Below are 18116 nucleotides of genomic sequence, written 5' to 3'. Positions count from 1 at the left end.
TGCTGGGCAACGACGGTGATGCGGGGCAGACGACTGGGCTTGGAAATGGCCTAACATCTATTGATAGCTATTCCTCAACCTGTCCGCCCTTAAACCCTTGTAAGGAGGGGGCTGGGGGGTGAGGGGACACGATTGCCAATCCAATGAACCAGTACATATAGCCCATAGCCATGATACCTCTGCGCCTCTGCGTTAAATGCCGATTCATGCAAGAACAGCAACTCCCCGATAGCCATCAGCCCAGAGCCTATAGCCTGACTTTTGCCTTCCTCCCTCATCCTTTCCTGTGTTGTATACTCTTTTTTGACTTCTGACTTCTGACTTCTGCCTTCTGCCTTTTGATTTCATCCCTCATCCTTCATCCCTAATTTAAGCTACTATTAGCGCCTAAGCTGATTTGCGAGGTTGTATGCGAAATCTGATTCTCAAGCTCATTGCCCAATTCTATTTCATTCGGCCAGCCAAAAACCGTACCTATGGTGATTATGAGAAACTCTTGACCGAAAGCGGTGCAGCGATTGAACAGCGCACGAATAACGCCAGCGATCTGCCTGAAAATCGCCAACAGCTGCGGCATATCATCGGCATCGAACGCTGGGGCGCGCAGCGGCTCAAGGTCTGTTTTGGCGAGCCATTTAATCGCGATGAATACGAGGCCTATGCGCCAGCAGAAGATCGCTCATGGCCGCAATTGCTGGCCGATTTCAAGGCCACCCGCCAAGAAACGATTGCCTTGGCCAAACGTTTTGCGCTTGAGCAACCAAGCAGCGATGTGGTTGAACACAACGATTTTGGCCCGCTTAATGCCCGTACATGGCTGCAATATCTCTATTCGCACGCCGATAAAGAGGCCAAACGCTTGCGCTAAACCGCCAGCCTGAAGCTGCTCGCCAAAAACATGCAGATTGCTAAAATCTGCTACCATAAAGCGCCATTGCCTGCGATGGCGTTTTGTTGTGCCAACCAACCCTCATCGCTATGCCGCGTGCGTTTGGCATGGCTCAAGGAGTAGCGTGTGAAATTATTTAAAGCGAAAGCACCAATGCGGATTGGTTTTTTTGGTGGGGGTACTGATGTTAGCCCCTATGCAGAAGAACATGGCGGCAAGGTGCTCAATTGTACGATTGATAAATATGTGCGCTGTATGCTCAAGCCCACCGATCAGCCTGGCATCACGATTCGCTCACTCGATTTGAGCGCGGTCAGTCGGGCGATGACTGGTCGCGAATGGTCTGGCAAGCTCTCGTTGCCCCAAGCGGTCATCGATGCCCACCCTGAGATCAGCGGCGTTGAAATTACCATGTTCAGCGACGTACCACCAGGCTCAGGCTTGGGTTCATCATCGGCTTTGGTGGTAAGCATGCTCAAATTGCTCGACACCGCCTATAACCTCAAGCTTGATGCCTATGAAATGGCCGAATTGGCCTATCGGATCGAACGGGTCGATTTGGGGATTCCAGGCGGTCGCCAAGACCAATATACGGCGGTGTTTGGTGGCATGGCGGTGCAGCACTTTGGCGGGCCACAGGTTATTATCGAGCGCGTTGCAACCAACGAAGATGCCTTGTTGGAATTAGAATCGTGCTTGATTATTGGCTATGTGCGCGATCGCAAGTTGCTGACCCATAATTTGGTGCAAGACCAAGTGCGACGCGTGACCGAAGGCGAAACCTTACGGCTACACGATGAAACCAAAGCCATGGTCGACGAAGGCGCGAAGCTTTTGCGCCGTGGCCAAATCAAAGAATTTGGCAAATTGCTGCACCACGCTTGGGAAATTAAAAAAGCCTTTTCACCGCATATTGCGCCGCCGATTGTCAACGAAATTTACGATCTTGCGCTGCGCCAAGGTGCGTGGGGCGGCAAATTGTCGGGTGCTGGTGGTGGTGGCTTTATGTGCTTCTGCGTGCCATTCAGCAAGCGGCTGCAACTTGAGGCGGCCTTGATTGAAGCTGGTGTGACCGTGCGCCCGTTCTCGTTTACCAAGCAAGGCGTGCATGCGTGGAGCGTCGAAGAAGACGATTAATACTTATAGCCCAAGCGCCGATGAATGCGTGTTGCTTGGGCTTTAATCAAATAAAAGCCTGATCCTCTGTATTTTTTGAACTTCGCTTTGTTCAGTAGGAGGAATGTATGCAGCATGTACGACGTTGGTGTTCGGCGGTTGGCCTTTTGGCCTTGGTGCTCCTCCCGATCAGTATCCACGCTCAAGAACCACAAGCGATTTCCGCGAAGAATCAATTCAACCCGCCCGCCCATGATCCATTCGGCGTAACGACGATCAACCAAACAAATCCCAAGAGTTCTAACGAGCCAGATATTTATGGCGCTTTAGCCAGCGGCAGCGCTGCTCAATGTGGCAGTGGCATTGCCAACTGGACGACAACCTCCGCTGCGTTGATTCCAATCGTTAGTTGTAGCCTGACCTTCTCTGAGCCTGGTTTTGTCTATCTGGCTGCTTCGGCCTCGCTGGGCATTGCGAGCGAGAGCAGCAGTTATGAAGCATACTTTCGGCTGGGTGCCGATAGCACCAGCGGCGATCCTGGCACTGAGCGCTGGGTCAATATTTATACTGATAGCAGCGATGGCACCGACAAAAACATGGCGGTCTCCAAGATTGTTGGGGTTACCGCAGGCACCCACACCTTCTATTTTCTTGGCTCGCGCTTCTCAGCCAGCGGTATGGTCAATCTGTATAACCCAATTCTGAGTGTGCTCTATTTTCCAAATTCAAGCTCGATCAAAGCCTGTAACGCCAATCTTAATGGCAACTGGACAACCAGCAGCGAGACCTTGACCGAAATTAACAGTTGTAGCTTGAATTTACCCCAAGCTGGCCATGTTTACATGAACGCCAATGCCTCTGCTTCATTTGTCAATCAAGCCTACGAAGTTGAAACCCGACTCGCGATTGACACAACCAATGTCGCTGGCAGCTATCGCTGGACAAATATTGAGGCCGATACTGGCGATGGGACTGATGAATCGGTGGCTACCAGCCAGCTCATGCCCGTTACCAGTGGTACGCATACGTTTAAGTACTTGGCAGGGCGCAGCAGTGGTACTGGCACGGTCAATTTGTTTGATCCTTCGTTGAGTATCATTTACTTTCCAGCAGGAGCGGTTAATGCAGTGCGCTGTGGTCAAGGCGGGGCTGGTAGCTGGAGCAGTGCGGTAAGCACATTTTCGCCTTTGGCTTCGTGCAGTATGCAAACTGGCAATGGGGTAGTGTTTATGGATGGCAACGCCTCAGCAGGATTAAACGCTCCAACCGATACTGCATGGGAAGGCTTGTTCCGCTTTAGTATTGATGGGATTGGCCTCGCAAATACCGATCGCTGGCTTAATGTCTATCCTGATAGTGGCGATGGCACTGATCGCGTGATTAATAGCCAAGGCTTAGCCTTGCTTCCCCAGGGTGTGCATAGTTTCGCCTTTACTGGCCGCCGCTATGCAGGCACTGGTACCGTCCATGTATTTCGGCCAGCGCTGATTGTGCTAGCCTCACCAACCAAGATTTTCATTCCAGCGGCGATTAAATAACAAGCGACTAAAAGTAAAACGGCTGAGGTGGTTGCCTCAGCCGTTTTTGTGTGTTTATTCGTCGTCAGCGTCGAAGTTGTTACTATCGCTGCTGGTTTCGTCTTCTGGTGGCGGGAAGTAAATCACTGCCGCTTCCTCGACGAGGAAATCTTGCTCCTCGGCCAATTCGCCCAGCAAATAGCTGCGGGTTGCTGGCCGTTGGACGTTGACCCCCAAGAACAGATCATCGATGCTCAGCTCGAAGCCAGCGCGATCACCTGGGCGTGGTTGGCCAACTTGCTCCAACACATAGCCAGCGGTTGTGGCTAAGCGGCGGCGTTCGCCCGAAGTCAAGACCTTCATGTTCTTGAGCCGTGGCAAGCGCTCTTGGCTGGCAATCAAATCGTTATCAGCATCGCAGTAGAAATTGTGCTTAACGAAGGCGTAGCGGCCTTTTTTATCGTCTTGTTGCAACAACTTCACTTCAGCGCCGCTGGTTTCTTCGTATTGCAGCGTCCAAACACTTGGGTCATCGGTTGCCGAAAGCGTAATCAACGCGCCAGGCACCAAGTGTTCCTTGAAGAAATCTTCGAGGCCGTGCAGCCAGCCACCGCGGTTGGCGGTTGGGTAGCGCAATTCAGCCAAGTAGAAACTATAGTGCTGTGGCGATTCGATCCGCAAAATTGCCGTGCGTTGTTCTGGCAACAATGGTTGTGGCAACAACGCCTTCAAGGCTGCATCGTAGGGCAATACGCCGTATTCCCATTCGAAGAAGCTCAAGAAGCGACTAAGTTGGCGATTTTGCTTAATATCATCGGCGCTGGTTTGGCTCAAGCTATCATCGAATTGCGGAGTTTCTTCGAGGAAGCTATAGAACTGACCAAGCTCGCTGGTTTTCAAGCGTTTGGTGCCAACTGCTGGCAAGCCTTTGGCGCTCCACAAGCGTGCGCCTTGGACTCCAACAAACTCAAAATCTTTTTCGCGATTCAAGCGATAGTTCAAAGCAAAGCGGAAGGTCACATAATCGTTATCGCGGGGATTTCGATAGTAGACATCGCTCAAAATTGAAGTATCGGGCATTGGCTCGCCTTGCTCCACGATATACTCGCGGATGCGGCGCAAATCGCCTTTGCTGAGGGTTGGGATATTTTCTTCAGCAAAATATTCATCACCAAAGGCCACAATCCGGCGCAATGGGTCATTATCGATTGCTTGCGACAAGGCTGCTTGAATCGTATTGCCATGATCGGCCAAAATTGCTTCGACTGATTGGGCAAAATCAAGGGCCTCGCCGTTTGGCAGAACCAACGAAGTTGCGTTGGCAACCACAGCGGGAGCTGGCTTTTCGACCACGATTGTTGGGGCAACCGCAACTGGAGCCGCTTCGACTGGCGCAACCGCTTCTTCGAAGGCTTCATCTTCATCAGCGTCAGCATTGGTGCTAGCCAAGGCTGGGGCGACGGGATTGATAATTTCGCCTTCTTCGCCAGTGGTTGGTGAGCGTTGCTGCCAATAATCCGAGATAAAGACTGGCTCAATCGTAGTTAACGCAGGGCGAGTACGGGTAATCACCACGCTCAAATCATCGATTGGCAAGGGATTTTCTGGCTCGTGCAGCCGTTTGGCAAAGCTATGGCGTGTATCGATTTGAGGCTCGGTGTAGTAGCCGAGGCGGGTCGTGGCATAGACCACGTGCTCGCCCTCGTCAATGCGCCGAAAAATTTGGCTATTGGCTTCAAGGGCGGCGCTAATGCTCGCTTCTAAGGCACTCGCATCAACCCCATCTTGGCTCGCGATAAACGCGGCAAGATTGGCTACCGTTTGGCGAACCGGAACATTTTCGGGAAAAAAGGCACTTTGCAGCATCATCACATTGAAGGCACGCTCAGCCAGCGTTTGCTGCTCGCTGCTACCATTCCATGTTGGTTGAGCCGGTGCATTGGTTGGACTACTCATCGCCCTTCCTCCTCAACCACCAGCGAGCGCAAAATTTCGACATATTTCGCGGTGATCGCTTCTAACGTTTGAGGCTGGTTGGATGTCCGCAACCATTGGATCAGACGTTCCAAGCCAGTTTCACCGAGTCGAATTGATTTAACATCAATTGGCATATCGGTCTGTGTTCTCCACCAAGCCCCAAATTGCTAGGGCATGGTTCTAATAAAGAGTCATTACAGTAGGCGCAAATGGTTATGACCCCATCTTGGCGATGCGGTAACGGCTATTATACCATACAACTGCTGATTACATGCGCAATCAAGCCAATACGACACTAACTCTGTTCGATGCTCTATGGGTACTGGTTCATCCCTTAACCATTGCAGGGAAGGTTTTCCATCGATTCACCACCCTTCCGTCCCGCCTCAAGGCGGGAAACGCAGGGGGCTTTAATCCCCCTGCACCCCCTCAATGACAATCCGCGATCAAACGGCATCCATTGATGAATCTGCGGATAGGTGGGGGACAGCAAAAACCGACCCTTGGAATACTGCTGTTGTTAATCCAATAAACCAGTACATCTACGCTCTATGTTCTTTGCTCTATGTTCTCATCCTAGCGTATACATTGTGCGTACAATGAAACTGAATTGCATTCAGGAGTTCGCGCTATGAGAATTATTAAACGGATTGCCTTTGGTTTGCTGGCGATTATTGTGCTGTTTGGGCTTGGATTTGTGTTTTGGGCAAGCATGGCCGCAGAACCAATGTCTACCGCAACTGCGGCATTGGTGTCTGATCAACAGGTTACGGTTACCCAGGGCGATTGGCTGATTTTTGAGCCAACCACTGCGCCCACAACCGGCTTTGTTTTTTACCCTGGGGCGCGGGTTGCAGCAGCCGCCTATGCGCCCATGGCCCACGAATTGGCGCAAAATGGCTATTTGGTGGTGATTGTGCCAATGCCGCTGAATATGGCGATTTTTGGCTCCAATCGTGCCGATGCGGTGCTTGCAGCTTATCCGAATATTGAACATTGGGCGATTGGCGGCCATTCGTTGGGTGGGGCGATGGCTGCCAAATATAGCTATGAGCATGCCGAGTCCATCGATGGCTTGATTCTCTTGGCTGCTTACCCCACAGCCTCGAACAATCTGGCTGATCGCCAGCTTGTGAGTGCCATGATTTACGCCAGCAATGATGGCTTGGCAACCTTGGCTGACATTGACGCAGCCCGCCCCTTGATGCCTGCCACGACCAAGTGGGTCGAAATTCAGGGCGGCAATCATGCTCAATTTGGCTGGTATGGCGAGCAAGCAGGCGATCGGCCAGCCACAATCGACCATGCAGAGCAGCACAAACAAACGGTGCAAGCGGCGCTAGACGTACTCCAACAACTTGATCAATAATGCTGCACGATCTTGGAATAGGTTGGCTGATTGCATGGATAAACGTTTTCGTTGGTGGCCGACAACCAGTCGCTATCGACTCATATTAATTCTTTTGCTGGTTGGGGCGGCGGCGGTGCGTTTGGCGTTATGGCTCTTGCCAAGCCATCAACCAGCCAATGACGAAGTTGAATATCTTGCGGTAGCACGCGATTTGTTGGCTGGCAATGGCTGGCGTTTTTACGATTCGTATCCATGGTTGCGTGCGCCGCTCTATCCATTGTATTTGGCTGCAACCCTCTGGTTGAGCAATAACGATCCCCAAATTGCGCTCTTGTTTAATCTTGGGCTGAGCGTATTGCACGTGTGGTTGCTGTGGTTGCTTGGGCGCGAATGGGCTGGCGATCAGGCCCACGCCGAAAAAGTTGGCCTTTGGACAGCTGGCTTGGCGAGTGGTTTGCTGACTTTCGCCACCTTCGCCAATTTATGGATGAGCGAAACGCTGTGGAATGTGCTATGGGCCAGCAGTTTGTTGCTGATTTTGCGTTGGCAGCGCAGCAAGCAATTACGCTTTGCCTTGTTCGCAGGCTTAACAATTGGCCTAACAATTTTGACCCGCTCGTTGCCACTGGCCTTTTTGCCAGTACTGATTGGCTGGATGTGGTGGAATTGGCGGGGTTGGCGCAGTGTGCAGCATGGCTTGGCCTTGGGCTTGGTCGCCTGCGCGGTCATTGCGCCATGGTCGCTGCGCAATTGGCTGGCCTACGGTCGCCTCATCACGGTTGAAACTGGCTTTGCCTATAATCTTTGGGCCTTCAGCGAGCCGCCACTTGAGCTAAGCGAAATCAACACAATCCTTGCTGCCATTCCGAATCCTGCTGAACGCGCCGATTATGCTTCGGCCCGTGGTCGCGAATTGTTGGCGGCTAACCCGAGCATTTTGGCCCGCAAGCCATGGACAAACACCGTCTATCTGTGGCGTATCAAGCCAATTGAAGATCGCTTTCTGCAAGCCAATTATTATAGCGACGTGGCCTTGCCCTACCTCCTTGTGGCTTTGATTTTCGATGATTTTTGGTATATCGCTTGCGTAATTTTGGCGCTGTGGGGCTTTGCACGTGCGCCGCGTGATGATCGTTGGTGGTTGGGGCTGCTGTGGGTTGGCTATATCGTTGGTAGCACAATGTTTACCCATGGCGAGGCCCGTTATCGCCAGTTTTTCTGGCCAATTATGCTGATTTATGCAGCATTTTGCTTGGCAAAATTACGTATGAATACGCCACTTTGGCAGCGCTTGGCGGCAACTGCGCTGGGGTTAATTATTGGTTGTGTGATTATCGATCATTCGCCGTGGCAATTGCTGCAACAACAAGTTCAGCGTGGTTGGTGGGATTGGCGCGCCGATCAAGCGCTCGCTGCTGGCAATTTGCCGCAAGCAGAGGCTGCTAGTTTAAAGGCGCTCAGCATTTTGCCCTCAGCAGATAGTTGGTTGGCTTTTGCCGAAATCAAAGCGCAATTTGGCCAACCAGATGCAGCCCTCGAAGCCTATCTTGCCGCAACCAATCATAATCACGATTATCCCTTGGCCCATTATCGCCTAGGCCAATATTTGCTTGAACAGGGCGATCAGACTGCTGCCAGCGAAGCATGGGCCAATCAGTATGTTGATAGCAGCAGCTTGTTGGCGACGGCATGGCAGGCAGCCGATCGGCCAGCTGAGCATTGGATCGACGTGGGTGCTGGCTTGGATATTGGCTTAATTGACGGCTTTTATCCCGCTGAAAGCTTGGCAGATAGTAGCGCGCGCTGGTCGCTGGCCAAGGCTAAGCTTCGTTTGCCAGCTGGTAAAGCAACAATGTTACGCTTACGCTTGTCTAATCCACGGCCTGTTGAGGCCCCAGCGGCAAAGCTGCAAATTTGTGTTGCGGCGGCCCAATGTGTGCAGGTCGCTGAGCTTGAAGCTGATTGGCGAGTGCTACAGATACCGCTCGCTGCCAGCGAGCATGAACGGCACATTGAAATTTTGGCCCAACCATGGCAACCAGCGAGCGACCAACGTCAGCTTGGAATTGTGCTCGATTGGGTCGAAGTAGTGAGGTAGCGATGCGGCGCTTTTGGTTAATTGGGCTTGGCTTGGGGTTGGTATTGGTAACGGTGCTTTTCGCGCGGCCACTGAGCCAACGGGCATTTGTGCCAATTGCTCAGCACAATGCGTGGTGGCAACCAGCGGTTAATTCGACCATGCAATTGCAATTTAATGGCATGCCGCTTGATCTTTCCCATGCTGTAACTGTGTATGATTTGGATTTGTTTGATACGAGCAGCGCAACCGTGAGCCAATTGCATAGCCAAGGCCGCAAGGTTGTGTGCTATATCAATGTTGGCGCATGGGAAGATTGGCGATCTGATGCCAATGCGTTTCCAAGCAGCGTGTTGGGCAACGATTATGAGGGTTGGCCTGGTGAAAAATGGCTTGATATTCGCCAAATCGAGCTGCTTGCGCCGATTATGCGGGCGCGCATGGACGAATGCAAAAGCAAAGGTTTTGATGGCATCGAGCCAGATAATATCAATGGCTACCAAAACCCAACTGGCTTTCCCCTGAACGCCAATGATCAATTGGCCTACAATCGCTGGCTGGCCAACGAAGCCCATAGCCGAGGCTTATCGATTGGCCTCAAAAATGATTCCGAGCAAGTTGGCGAGTTGCTGGCATACTACGATTGGGCCTTAACCGAGGATTGTTTTGATCAAGGCTGGTGTGACGAATTAAGCCCATTTATTGCTGCTGGCAAGCCAGTTTTTGCCATTGAATACACTGATACTGGGGCGCAAACCAGCCAATTTTGCCCGCAAGCCCGCCAATTGGGAATTAATGCCATGCTCAAGAATCGTGAGCTAGATGCCTATCGCGTTGGCTGTGAGCAATAACAACAATGCGGGATGAATATACATATTCATCCCGCATTGTTCATTCTTTATTTTAGCCGCGTTCGTCTTTGCCAGTTTCAAGGTCGCCAGTTGCGACCATCAGGCCCAGCCACAGGCCACGCGCAAAGCGATAGAAGATAATATGAAAAATCGACATGACAACCAGCAAGGCCAATAAGCCCATCATCAGCTGGTCGCTGGCATAAATTACCAAGAAAATGCCGCCAATAAAGCCCAAAAAGATGGTGAGCACAATATTAATGCCCATTGCCCCAGTGCTTTGATTGCCCGTGGCCTCGTAGCCAACGCCGCAAACGCTACAATTTGGGTGAATATCGTAATAACTGCGAAACAGCTTACCCTTGCCGCACAACGGGCAACGCCCAATAAAGCCACGCAGCATTGCTAAAAGAAAGTTTCCCATGATGTTCCTTACTGATGTGACAACGCTGGCACATCGTCCACTACAAAACTCCAGTTAAGCGCATTATACGCCCCAAACTGTGAGCAAAAACCTAAAAACAGACCCTAAATTGGCTGATCTGCTTTAGCATACGCGATTCTTGGGCTTTGTCTATCGAGTTTAGAGCTGAGTTGTTATGAGGCTATAGGCTATCGGCTTTTGGCTAAAGGGTAAGTTTTTTAGCCACAGATTACTTTTGATTATTTGCCGATAGCCCATAGCCAACCCCAACCCCCAATTACCGATCCTCAGCGCCTATGTTCTATGCTCTATGCTCTATGTTCTGTAAACCGCTGCATCAGCCCAGTAATGCGTTGGATGCTGCGGCGCTGGGCGATGGCAAACTCGACCGCTTGCCAATCGCCAGTCAAAATTACTAATTGGCGGGCGCGGGTAATTGCCGTATACAGCAATGGTCGATTGAGCAGCACATTGTAATAGCGCAACATTGGCACAATCACCACGGGGTATTCCGAGCCTTGGGCTTTATGCACGCTAATCGCATAGGCCAAGGCCACTTCATCAAATTCATTCCATTGATAGACCACCGTGCGCGTATCATCAAAATAGACGCTGACGGTGCGTTGATCGTGGTCGATTGTTTGAATTAGCCCCAAATCGCCGTTGCTCACATCGAGATCATAATTGTTGCGGGTCTGAATCACCCGATCGCCTTCGCGAAAGAGGGTTCCTGCAAGGGTTGCTTCTTGCAGATTTGGCATGGCTGGATTGAGTGCAGCCTGCAGTTGGCTATTGAGTTCGAGCACACCCGCAGCGCCGCGATGGGTTGCCGCCAAAACTTGAATATCGCGCAAGGGATCGAATTGGGGAAATTGGCGCGGAATGCGGGTTGTCAACAACTCAACAATCATCGCGCTACATTCGGCAGGGTTGCTGCGCGGAAACCAATAAAAATCGCCGCGATTGACGCTCGGCAGTTCGCCTTGATTGATCGCATGGGCATTGGTGATAATTTGGCTATCGGCTGCTTGGCGAAAAATCGTATCCAAATGCACGGTGGTGATGCTGTTGCTCGCTAATAAATCGCGCAATACCGCACCAGCCCCAACCGCTGGCAATTGATCGGGGTCGCCAACCAAAAGCAAATGTGTGGTTGGAGCCAAGGCCTTAACCACATGATGCGCCAACAAAATATCAAGCATTGAAGTTTCGTCAATAACCACCAAATCGGCGGCTAAGGGATTGTGCTCGTTGCGGCCCCAGCGGTCGTTGCCAACGCCGCCAGCATATTCCAAGGTGCGATGCAGCGTGGCAGCTGGATGATTGGTCGTTTCGCCAAGGCGGCGAGCGGCACGGCCAGTTGGTGCGGCCAAAATTGTGCGCAACCCAACCTGTTGCAACAAAGCCAAAATCGCCTGCACGGTCGTTGTTTTGCCAGTGCCAGGCCCGCCAGTCAGCAACACCACTTTTGAGCGCAACACGGCGAGCACTGCTTCTGCTTGGCGTTGGCTCAAATCGAAATTGGCATTATGCAATTGGCGTAGAATAATTGCATCGCTTTGCTGCTTGAAACGCAATTGAATTGCGCTGGGCAATTGTTGCAAGCGTTGCAAGTTGGCGGCCAATTCAGTTTCGGCATGATAATAGGCTGGCAAATAAACCAAATCGCCATCAAGCACCAACAAGACCGCTTCAGTTGCAAGCGTCAATTGTTCAGCAATCAAGCTCCGCGGCAATTCCAAAATCGCTTGAGTTTGCTCGATTAATGCTGCTTGGGGCAGGGCACAATGGCCTTCGCTGTTGGCAACTGTACCGAGTGTATAGCGCAAGCCTGCAATCACCCGACTTGGCGCATCGCGAGCTACGCCCAAGGCTTGGGCAATTTGGTCGGCGGTTGGAAACCCAATGCCCTCAATTTCCAAGGCTAGGCGATAGGGGTCGTGCTGCACGACTTGGCTGGCTTGCTCGCCGTAATGGCGAAAAATGCGCAACGCCAAACCTGTGGTCAGCCCAACTGCTTGGCCTAATTCCAACAAGGCCTTGATTGAGCGTTGCTCCTGCCACGCGGCGATAATTGCGGCGATTTTCTTGGTGCCCAAGCCTTTGACTTCGCGCAAGCGTTCGGGCGTTTGGTCGAGCACATCGAGAGTTGCCTCGCCAAAGGTATCGGCGATGCGTTGGGCATTAACTGGGCCGATGCCAGGCAATAATCCAGAGGCCAAATAGCGCACAATACTTTCGTTGCCAGTTGGGCGGGTGGTCTGATAGCTACTGACCTCAAATTGCCGCCCATGGGTGCGATGCTCTGTCCATTCGCCTTCGAGTTGCAAACTTTCGCCCACTTGCACATCGGGCAAGCGCCCAACAATCGTAATCACGCTGCGCTGACCTTGGGCTTTTAACCGCGCCACGGTATATCCCGTTTCTTCCGAGCGATAGGTGATGCGTTCTAAGTTGCCAGTTAGTTGTGCCATAGTAAAGTCAAAAGCAAAGGTCAAAAGTCAGAAGTCAGAAGTCAAAAAGTTGAAACCGCGAAGAGCGCGAAGGCTAGTGTGGCTATAGGCTGTAGGCTATTGAATTCAGCAATCATTTATCATCATATGTTCCGATTGCCAATAGCCATCGGTTCTCTGCGCCTCTGCGTTAAATAATCCGACTCCTAAGTCAAAGGTCAACAGTTGAAACCGCGAAGAGCACGAAGGTTAAGTTTTTTCGCCTCAGATTGATTTCCCAATAGCCCAAAGCCATTATTTCTCTGCGCCTCTGCGTTAACTAATCCGACTCTAGCCCAAAGCCAATAGCCAATAGCCTAATCGCTGACCCCTCGCTCCCAATCCCCAACTCCTATGCTCTATGCTCTATGCTCTATGTTCTCATTTTTTGGGTACTTGCACCGTCCATAATTGGCCGCCAAATGGCTCGCTGAGCAATTCGATGGTCAAGGTGTTGGCGTTTGAATTGACCGAGCGTGGAATCGTTGCCGTGCCGGTGCTCATTTTGCCGTTGCGCACGCGGATGGTTTGGCGTTCTTCGCGCAAACGATAGACAATGCCGCTGGTATCGCTGACCGCAATATTATTATTCGTCAGGCCCAATTGCACGATGCCAGGGGTGGTATTGCGCACACTCCAATGCAGCACAATCTGATCGGCGCAAAATTGCACCCGATCAAGGGTTACTGCCACATAGGCCTCTTCGCTGGCGCGACTATCGATCGTATACCATTGATAGGAAACCGGATCGCGGGCTTTGCGAATGGTCTGGCCAAAGGTCGTAATACAGCCGCTTGGGGTTGGCGAAGCCGCCGGAACCGGAATTGTGCCATAGATCTCAGGTGTTGGCGCATTTGAGATAATCGTAATATTGCGGCCCTGCACCAGCACCAAAATCAACAAGAGCGAGATAACCGCCCAACCCAACACATTGAATCGAGTGCGCAGCGAACTATCGCGCACTCGTTGTTGCCATGTTTTGGGTAACGCTGGCGCGACGACTGGCTCTGGCACAACAATTGGCTCAGGCACGACGACTGGCGGCGGCGGATCAGAGGGCGTATCATCCCACGCTGGCATAACCCCAGCCACCAATTGATTCACTTCTTCCCAAATCGAGCAATTCAGCAAACGCGGAATTTTGAGCATTTCCTCATCGGTGAAGCTAATTTCGTCGGTGCGTTCGGTGACCAAGTGAGTTGGTAATTCATCCAAGCCTTTGACGTTCACCCGCCAATCGAGATGAATTTCCGAGCCGCGCTCCAAAATAGGCGAGATCACGATTAGGCGCTTGCAGGCGCGAAAATCGGTTTGGCTAGCCTTTTGCTCCGACATAATCTCGTGCTGATGGTCGTGCAAGAAATTCCGCACCGCATAGTAATAGGCAATCACTTGATTATAGGGATTTTTGCGGCCTTGATTGAGCCATTTGACCGAACCTGAGCTGCTGACAACCTTCCAGCGGCCATTGACCGAACCATAAACCTTGCCATCGCAGTGCTTCATTTCGACAATAAAGACTGCATCGTTCTTCAACACCACAAGGTCAATGGTATGGCCACCGACGCTAAAATTCGCCAGCATGACATATAGGCCTTCCAATCGGTCGAGACCGTTGGCTAAGGCAATAATTGCTTTGCGCTCATTAGGGTGTTCGGGCTTTTCGCCAATCCAAACTTGAACGGCCACGGGTACGCTCCCTAGCCAAAAAAGAGCTAATTCTGTGCTTATATTATCATTGTTTCGTTGCTGCGTGCATTGATGAATTGTTAAAAATAGTTGAAAAAGCAAAAGTATGCAATAATGGATTGGATTTTTGATTCACGCTGATGTGGAAAAAGCAACATGTTAATTACGATTGATATTGGCAATACGAATAGCAAAATCGCCGCATGGGATGGCGATCAGATGGTGGCGCATTGGCGGTTATCAACCCAGCGCCAAAAATTAACCGATGAATATGCGGTTTTGGTGCGCAGTTTGTTTGAACTGCGGGGCATATCGATCAATCAGATTGAGGGTTGCGCAATTTCCTGCGTTGTGCCGCCATTAACCAGTGTTTTTAGCGAATTAAGCCGCACCTATTTGAATGTTGAGCCAGTGGTCATTGGCCCAGGCATCAAAACTGGCATGCGTTTATTGATTGACACGCCGCGCGAACTTGGCGCTGATCGGGTTGCCAACTCGGTAGCAGCCTTTCGCCGCTACGGCGGGCCAGTGATTGCGATTGCCTTTGGCACGGCAACAGCCTTTGATGTGATTTCTGCTGAGGGCGATTATATTGGCGGAGCGATTGCCCCAGGCATTGGGATTTCGGCTGATGCGCTGTTTCGGGCTGCTGCCAAACTTTACCATGTGGAATTAGCCCGCCCGCCGCGCGTCATTGGCAAAAACACCTCGCACTATATGCAATCAGGGATTGTTTTGGGCTATGCTGGGTTGGTTGAAGGCTTGATCACCCGCATGTGGCAGGAGTTGGGTGCGCGTGGCACGGTGGTGGCAACTGGTGGCCAAGCAGAAGTAATTGCTGATATTATCGCGAGCGAAACCCATGTGATCGACCACGTTGACCCATGGCTCACGCACGAAGGCCTGAAGATGATTCACGCCATGAATCGCCAATAATTGAGGTTCCCTCACCCCCTCTCCCACTGGACGCGGGCGAGGGGGAGCACCAATTTTTACCACAGATCATGCAAAAACCACGGGATGAAAGCCCCTCGCCCGCTCTGTGGGAGAGGGGTTGGGGTGAGGGAATCTTAAGCTCTAGCTATGGCGTTCGGCGTAGGCAATGCCTGCTTGCAAGGTTGCCTCAACCACCAAACTATTGAAATTCATGCCGGTGGAAACGAGCGCTTGGGCAACTTCTGGCCGAATGCCAACCAGCATTGGCTCGCTACCCAACAGCCGCACGCTATCGATCAGCTCTGAGAAGGCTTGGCTGACCAGATTATCGATCACTGGCACGCCCGTAACATCGATAATAATCCAGCGTGGGCGATCGGTCGAGATGCGGCCCAGCACATTGGTTTGCAAGGTTTTTAGCCGTTGTGGGCCGAGTTCGCCAATCAATGGCACAACCAACATGCGCTTGCCAACAGGCAAAATCGGTACACTCATCGAGCGAATAATTGCCCGTTGATTTTGGATGGTTTCGAGTTGTGCAGCTGCATCGCTGCGAGCAGTTTCGGCCTCATTGCGGGCTTGATCGACACGTTCAACCTGATCGCGTAATGCTTGCTGCTCGTTGTTGATACTATCGAGCAAATGGTTGAAGGCCACCACCACATCGCCAATTTCATCGAGGCGCTTGACCTCAGCTCGCTGCTGATAATTGCCAGCAGCGACGGTTTGGGCGGTTTGTTGTAAGGCGCGAATTGGCTTGAACACCATATATTGGAATAAAGCCATCAGCCCAATCAGCGCTAAAACGGCAATCACCCCCAGCACATTCATATAACGCAAGGGGTTGTTGGAGATATTGGCGCGGCGTTGAACGCCATCATCGGTCACTAAATCGCGGTAGGCTTTGAAGCGGGTATCGAAGGATAAATTCAAATCGCGCACTTGGTCGAATCGACGTTCGATCACGCGGGGGTCGTCTGTCGCAGCTTTGTCGATAAAGAGTTGGGTATCTTCAATAATCGATTGCACCGAGCGGCGTAGCGCAACATACGAATCTTGGGTTGGCTGGTTGGTATCGCCCGTTAAGCCATCCATCACGCCAATCAGGCGTTCAGTTTCACGCACCCAACCAGTGCGCGAGAGCAAGTATTGATCGTCGTTGGTTTGTAAAAAGGCCAGCGTATTTTGGGTAACGCCTTGGGCGCTGGTTTGCAAACGCAATAATGAATCGAGCTGCGGAATCGTTTGATCGATCAGCGACTCGACATCAGTTCGGTACTTGCCCAGTGACCAGCGAGCAATAACATTGGCACTGCCCACCACAATTACAAGGATGATTAGGCCCAAGCCAAAACGTTGACGAATCGATGAACGCATAATGCCTCAGTGTAAATAGTGTTGATACGATCAATGCGATTATGCTGTTGTTGATTCGTTGAGCGTTGCAATAAATGGCTTATAACACCATTTGGGCAGCCCGCCCCGCAACCAGGAAGCAAAACAGCGCAACGGCGACTGTCCAACCGACCCCACCCAAAACTGCTCCTACGCGCGCGCCGACGCTTGGTCGGGCTTCAATTAAGCGTGGAATAATTTCTTTGGTTAGGGTGCGATAGCCTGTCGCTAATAAAACGGCTCCAAGCACAAGATGCGCGAAGCCAAAGCCTAAAATGCCCAGATTGCCAATCAGCTGCATATTGTGTCGTCTCCTTTGTCGATCAAGGATGCTGCCTCTCTATTCTACGGGAGAACTGCCCGACCTGCAACTAATTGAGCAGCAAAAACACGATAAATCCAGCAACTAGGGTCGGTATTACTTGACGGCTATACCAAGCTATAATGATCGCCACTGCCCCAGCAGCCATTTTGGGATTAATCAGATCAATTTGTTTATTGCTGATCGCTAAATCACTAGCAATAATCGCCGCCAACACTGCTGCCGGCACAAAGCGCAGGCCGCGCTGAACGATCGCTGGAAAGTCGGCGTTATTCACCAGCCCAATGAACGAATAGCGAATAGCAAAGGTGATCACGCCAATCACCACAATCGTGAGCCACAGACTCATGCTTGCTTCCCTTCAATCGCTAAGCCAACCCCAATACCCACGACTGCCGCTGCCATTAAATCGAGTTTATAGGGCAAGCCGGATGCAAGCACCGCTACACTCGCTCCAGTTATCGCCGCTGCAATCAGTGCTTTATCACGCAGAATCGGAATCAAAATGCCAATAAATGTCAGCGCTGCGGCAATATCCAAGACTGGCATGGGCGGAAGTTGGCTGCCAACCAAAATACCAATTGCGGTGCTGATTTGCCATGAGATCCAGAGCATAAAGCCAGCCCCAAAAAAGAACCAATGGCCATGCTCAGGGTCGTTACGTTCTTGATAGTTGGTAATCGCTACGGCATAGGCCTCGTCAGTTAGCAAATAGGCCAACAGCACCTTCCACCAACGGCTGAGCGGTTGCACATACGGCGCAAGCGAGGCGCTATACAGGGCATGGCGTAAATTGACCACCGTCGATGTGAGAATAATCGCCAGATTCGGTGCGAATGAGCCAAACATTTGAGCAATGATCATCTGCGAGGAGCCGCCAAATACGATCGTCGACATGGCTTGAATAAACCATGGCGATAAGCCAAGTTTTAATGCAGTTACCCCATAAATAATTCCAAACGGAATTCCGCCCATAATAATTGGTAGCTCGGCTTTGGCTCCGGCCAACCAAGCTCGGTACTTTGGCTGCATGCAGGGTTCCTCAGCTAAAAAAAGAAGCAGGCTGTGCGACCAGCCTGC

General features: G+C 51.5%; 16 protein-coding genes. 7 read left to right on the top strand and 9 right to left on the bottom strand.

The window, feature by feature from the left end; all coding sequences use genetic code 11:
- Window positions 1–409 precede the first annotated feature (409 nt).
- The 3 genes from JOD20_RS22155 to JOD20_RS22145 all read left to right on the top strand — a co-directional run bounded on the left by JOD20_RS22155 (window position 410) and on the right by JOD20_RS22145 (window position 3543).
- Window positions 410–868, top strand: coding sequence for a DinB family protein (locus JOD20_RS22155; RefSeq protein WP_204757364.1), 459 nt, complete (start codon window positions 410–412; stop codon window positions 866–868).
- A 147-nt stretch (window positions 869–1015) separates the two neighbouring features.
- Window positions 1016–2026, top strand: coding sequence for a GHMP family kinase ATP-binding protein (locus tag JOD20_RS22150; RefSeq protein ID WP_054536238.1), 1011 nt, complete (start codon window positions 1016–1018; stop codon window positions 2024–2026).
- 107 nt (window positions 2027–2133) lie between these two features.
- On the top strand, window positions 2134–3543 hold the full coding sequence (locus JOD20_RS22145; RefSeq protein WP_204757363.1) for a hypothetical protein: 1410 nt from the start codon (window positions 2134–2136) through the stop codon (window positions 3541–3543).
- A 54-nt stretch (window positions 3544–3597) separates the two neighbouring features.
- Here JOD20_RS22145 and JOD20_RS22140 read toward each other — a convergent pair whose 3' ends face one another.
- Both JOD20_RS22140 and JOD20_RS22135 read right to left on the bottom strand, forming a co-directional pair.
- Window positions 3598–5478: a hypothetical protein gene (locus JOD20_RS22140; protein ID WP_204757362.1), complete on the bottom strand. Its 1881-nt coding sequence runs from the start codon at window positions 5476–5478 to the stop codon at window positions 3598–3600.
- Entirely contained in the window at window positions 5475–5633 is a 159-nt protein-coding gene (locus tag JOD20_RS22135) for a hypothetical protein (protein WP_164689306.1), read from the bottom strand. The genes JOD20_RS22140 and JOD20_RS22135 overlap by 4 nt, the downstream gene beginning before the upstream one ends.
- Window positions 5634–6130: 497 nt before the next feature.
- On the opposite strand from JOD20_RS22135, the gene JOD20_RS22130 reads away from it, so the two are divergent.
- The 3 genes from JOD20_RS22130 to JOD20_RS22120 are packed head-to-tail and all read left to right on the top strand — an operon-like array spanning window position 6131 to window position 9778.
- Window positions 6131–6868, top strand: a complete 738-nt coding sequence (locus JOD20_RS22130; protein ID WP_204757361.1) for an alpha/beta fold hydrolase — start codon at window positions 6131–6133, stop codon at window positions 6866–6868.
- Between the two features lie 34 nt (window positions 6869–6902).
- Entirely contained in the window at window positions 6903–8948 is a 2046-nt protein-coding gene (locus JOD20_RS22125; RefSeq protein WP_204757360.1) for a glycosyltransferase family 39 protein, read from the top strand.
- A 2-nt stretch (window positions 8949–8950) separates the two neighbouring features.
- The gene (locus JOD20_RS22120; RefSeq protein ID WP_204757359.1) at window positions 8951–9778 is read left to right on the top strand and encodes an endo alpha-1,4 polygalactosaminidase; all 828 of its coding nucleotides are present in this window, start codon (window positions 8951–8953) and stop codon (window positions 9776–9778) included.
- Window positions 9779–9830: 52 nt separating this feature from the next.
- Here JOD20_RS22120 and JOD20_RS22115 read toward each other — a convergent pair whose 3' ends face one another.
- The 3 genes from JOD20_RS22115 to JOD20_RS22105 form a co-directional block, all read right to left on the bottom strand.
- A complete protein-coding gene (locus JOD20_RS22115) occupies window positions 9831–10202 on the bottom strand; it encodes a DUF983 domain-containing protein (protein WP_054536244.1) in 372 nt (123 codons plus the stop codon).
- A 308-nt stretch (window positions 10203–10510) separates the two neighbouring features.
- A complete protein-coding gene (gene recD2 / locus JOD20_RS22110; protein WP_204757358.1) occupies window positions 10511–12676 on the bottom strand; it encodes an SF1B family DNA helicase RecD2 in 2166 nt (721 codons plus the stop codon).
- Between the two features lie 399 nt (window positions 12677–13075).
- Window positions 13076–14383 carry an NERD domain-containing protein gene (locus tag JOD20_RS22105; protein ID WP_204757357.1) on the bottom strand — a complete coding sequence of 436 codons (1308 nt, stop codon included), beginning with the start codon at window positions 14381–14383 and terminating at the stop codon, window positions 13076–13078.
- Window positions 14384–14539: 156 nt separating this feature from the next.
- On the opposite strand from JOD20_RS22105, the gene JOD20_RS22100 reads away from it, so the two are divergent.
- Window positions 14540–15319, top strand: a complete 780-nt coding sequence (locus JOD20_RS22100) for a type III pantothenate kinase (RefSeq protein ID WP_110514757.1) — start codon at window positions 14540–14542, stop codon at window positions 15317–15319.
- Window positions 15320–15460: 141 nt separating this feature from the next.
- Here the strand turns inward: JOD20_RS22100 and JOD20_RS22095 are convergent, their stop codons facing one another.
- The 4 genes from JOD20_RS22095 to JOD20_RS22080 form a co-directional block, all read right to left on the bottom strand.
- The gene (locus JOD20_RS22095) at window positions 15461–16696 is read right to left on the bottom strand and encodes a HAMP domain-containing protein (protein WP_204757356.1); all 1236 of its coding nucleotides are present in this window, start codon (window positions 16694–16696) and stop codon (window positions 15461–15463) included.
- Between the two features lie 79 nt (window positions 16697–16775).
- Window positions 16776–17015 carry a hypothetical protein gene (locus JOD20_RS22090; RefSeq protein WP_204757355.1) on the bottom strand — a complete coding sequence of 80 codons (240 nt, stop codon included), beginning with the start codon at window positions 17013–17015 and terminating at the stop codon, window positions 16776–16778.
- A gap of 70 nt (window positions 17016–17085) precedes the next feature.
- A complete protein-coding gene (locus JOD20_RS22085) occupies window positions 17086–17385 on the bottom strand; it encodes an AzlD domain-containing protein (RefSeq protein ID WP_204757354.1) in 300 nt (99 codons plus the stop codon).
- Window positions 17382–18068, bottom strand: coding sequence for an AzlC family ABC transporter permease (locus JOD20_RS22080; protein ID WP_204757353.1), 687 nt, complete (start codon window positions 18066–18068; stop codon window positions 17382–17384). Before JOD20_RS22080 ends, JOD20_RS22085 begins: the two co-directional genes overlap by 4 nt.
- Window positions 18069–18116: the final 48 nt, after the last annotated feature.

The organism is Herpetosiphon giganteus, from assembly GCF_016907925.1.
Classification (GTDB): Bacteria; Chloroflexota; Chloroflexia; order Chloroflexales; family Herpetosiphonaceae; genus Herpetosiphon; species Herpetosiphon giganteus.
The sequence above is the reverse complement of the archived record's forward strand: the minus strand, read 5'-3'. Positions and strand labels throughout refer to the sequence as shown.

Excerpts from the sequence above, each read along its gene's own strand:
- JOD20_RS22090 (WP_204757355.1), bottom strand. The coding sequence starts at position 17,015 with ATGCAGCTGATTGGCAATCTGGGCATTTTAGGCTTTGGCTTCGCGCAT.
- JOD20_RS22100 (WP_110514757.1), top strand. The coding sequence starts at position 14,540 with ATGTTAATTACGATTGATATTGGCAATACGAATAGCAAAATCGCCGCA.
- JOD20_RS22080 (WP_204757353.1), bottom strand. The coding sequence starts at position 18,068 with ATGCAGCCAAAGTACCGAGCTTGGTTGGCCGGAGCCAAAGCCGAGCTA.
- JOD20_RS22120 (WP_204757359.1), top strand. The coding sequence starts at position 8,951 with ATGCGGCGCTTTTGGTTAATTGGGCTTGGCTTGGGGTTGGTATTGGTA.
- JOD20_RS22085 (WP_204757354.1), bottom strand. The coding sequence starts at position 17,385 with ATGAGTCTGTGGCTCACGATTGTGGTGATTGGCGTGATCACCTTTGCT.
- JOD20_RS22125 (WP_204757360.1), top strand. The coding sequence starts at position 6,903 with ATGGATAAACGTTTTCGTTGGTGGCCGACAACCAGTCGCTATCGACTC.
- JOD20_RS22145 (WP_204757363.1), top strand. The coding sequence starts at position 2,134 with ATGCAGCATGTACGACGTTGGTGTTCGGCGGTTGGCCTTTTGGCCTTG.
- JOD20_RS22155 (WP_204757364.1), top strand. The coding sequence starts at position 410 with ATGCGAAATCTGATTCTCAAGCTCATTGCCCAATTCTATTTCATTCGG.
- JOD20_RS22130 (WP_204757361.1), top strand. The coding sequence starts at position 6,131 with ATGAGAATTATTAAACGGATTGCCTTTGGTTTGCTGGCGATTATTGTG.
- JOD20_RS22140 (WP_204757362.1), bottom strand. The coding sequence starts at position 5,478 with ATGAGTAGTCCAACCAATGCACCGGCTCAACCAACATGGAATGGTAGC.
- recD2 (WP_204757358.1), bottom strand. The coding sequence starts at position 12,676 with ATGGCACAACTAACTGGCAACTTAGAACGCATCACCTATCGCTCGGAA.
- JOD20_RS22135 (WP_164689306.1), bottom strand. The coding sequence starts at position 5,633 with ATGCCAATTGATGTTAAATCAATTCGACTCGGTGAAACTGGCTTGGAA.
- JOD20_RS22115 (WP_054536244.1), bottom strand. The coding sequence starts at position 10,202 with ATGGGAAACTTTCTTTTAGCAATGCTGCGTGGCTTTATTGGGCGTTGC.
- JOD20_RS22095 (WP_204757356.1), bottom strand. The coding sequence starts at position 16,696 with ATGCGTTCATCGATTCGTCAACGTTTTGGCTTGGGCCTAATCATCCTT.